The following is a 1,956-nucleotide window of genomic DNA, read 5'->3' as shown; positions in this document are numbered from 1 at the left end:
TCCTTAGTGCAGCCGCAGGGACTGCCTCGCAAGGGCTTCGATGACGGGGGTCACGGCGGCGATCTGCTCGGCGTCGTCCGATACATCGGCGAAACGACGTAGGTCCGCCAGCGCCCCGGGTGCATGACCCAGCTTGTGCAGCAGCGTGCCGCGCTGCTGGAGTGCATCCGGCAGATCCGGCATCAGGTGCAACATCGCCGTGAGTGCTTCCAGCTGATTACTGTCATCTTGCCGTTGGCTGTAGATACCCGCCAGATTGCGCAGCATGCGCACCAGGATCTCCCGCCGCGCGGCCGGGCGCAACAAAGACGGATAGGCGCGGATGCTCACGGCCCCCTCGCCGTAGACGTCGGCGAGTCGGCGGTCCAGCTCCGACTCCGGCAGCGCGATGCCGCCGGCGTAGACATCGAGCATCAAGGCGCTGTTGCCGCGGCCGACCCGCACCAGAAAATGCGCCGGAAAGCTCACGCCATAGGCCGGTAACCCGAGACGCCAGGCCAACTCGCAGTACAGCACCGACAGCGAGATGGGAATGCCGCGGCGTCGAGCCAGCACTTGATCCAGGAAGCTGTTGCGTGGGTCGTAGAAGTCGTCCCGCTCGCCAGCGAAGCCCAGCTCGTCGAATAACAAATCGTTCAACGCCTGCACTTGGCGCATCAGATCGGCACCCGTCGGCAAGCGGCTGCGCGCCGCCGCTGCGAGCAAGTCCAACTCGCCGATGGCCGCCGCGGTATCGACCTGACTCTGGAAGAGCTTGCTGACGGCCAGTGCCCCGCGGGCCAAATCGATGGTGTCGTCCGGACAGCGTCCGAGGGCGGCGAAGGTCTGCTGTGCGTCGTCCATTGGCCTTACCGTTGCTGTCTGTGATGTTGCAGGCTCAAGCATCGGGCGGATGCCGTGCAGCGGTCGCGGTGCGCACCACGCCCGATGCTGCGTTCATCCTATAATGTTGGGCGTTGCGCGCTGAACAAAGCCGAATCATGCCTTCCAACCCGGTGAATGGGGCGCTGTACATGCTGGGTGGCATCCGGCTGCTGATGCGCCCCGGACTCAAACGCTATGTATTGATCCCGCTACTGGTGAACATCCTCGTGTTCGGCGGCGGGATCTGGCTCGGGGCGGCGGGCTTCGAGCACCTCATGAACCGGATGCAAGCCAACATCCCAAGCTGGCTCGCCTGGGTGGAATGGCTGCTGTGGCCGCTGTTCTCGGTGGCCGTGCTCGTCATCGTGTTCTACAGCTTCACGCTGGTGGCCAATCTGATCGCGGCCCCCTTCAATGGGGTGCTTGCGGAAAAGGTGGAGCGCCTGATCACGGGCCAGTCGGTGGGCGATGACATGGGCTGGGCGACGCTGCTGCGGGAACTGCCGGCAACCCTGGGGGACGAGGTGCGCAAGCTCCTATATGCCGTGATCTGGAGCCTGCCGTTTTTGATACTGGCGTTCGTGGTGCCCGTGATCGGACCGCTGCTGTGGTTTCTGTTCAGCGCCTGGATGCTGACCCTGGAGTATGCGGATTTCCCCATGGGCAACCACGGCCTCAAGTTCCGGCAGATGCGCTCGACCTTGCGCCGCCGACGTCTTCTGAGCTTCGGCTTCGGCGCCACTACCGCCGCCCTCACGGCCATCCCGGTGGTGAACTTCATCGTCATGCCGGCTGCTGTCGCCGGCGCCACGCTGATGTGGGTGCGCGAGCTGCAGCCCGGCAGCGACGATGGCTGATCGTCCCGCATTTGGCCGGACATGCCCCGAGCTGACGCTCGAGCCGGCGTTTCCCCGGTTCGAGCAGCGGGGAACTGGCGCGCGCGAGGTGCATTTCCCACCAGCCAGTCACGGGGGCTTTGACACAACGGTGGTTTGCTGGTGAAATCGCGATCAGGCAGGGTTTTATGCTGAGGTTTATAAATGGCCAAGTTCATCAGTCTCGCGGGCGCCCTCGGCGCCCTACTGGGCGCCG

At 64.5% G+C, this 1,956-nt stretch carries 2 protein-coding genes; one reads left to right on the top strand and one right to left on the bottom strand.

The window, feature by feature from the left end:
- Window positions 1-3 precede the first annotated feature (3 nt).
- Window positions 4-843 (bottom strand): SirB1 family protein, encoded by an 840-nt coding sequence (locus I6U14_RS14220; RefSeq protein ID WP_296900172.1) that lies wholly within the window; start codon window positions 841-843, stop codon window positions 4-6.
- Between the two features lie 137 nt (window positions 844-980).
- Between I6U14_RS14220 and cysZ the strand changes: the two genes are divergently transcribed.
- Window positions 981-1,721, top strand: a complete 741-nt coding sequence (gene cysZ / locus I6U14_RS14215) for a sulfate transporter CysZ (RefSeq protein ID WP_296900171.1) — start codon at window positions 981-983, stop codon at window positions 1,719-1,721.
- The last annotated feature ends 235 nt before the right edge of the window (window positions 1,722-1,956 follow it).

The organism is Thiohalocapsa sp. (genome assembly GCF_019695415.1).
Lineage (GTDB): Bacteria > Pseudomonadota > Gammaproteobacteria > Chromatiales > Chromatiaceae > Thiohalocapsa.
This window is presented reverse-complemented; position numbering and strand designations above follow the sequence as displayed.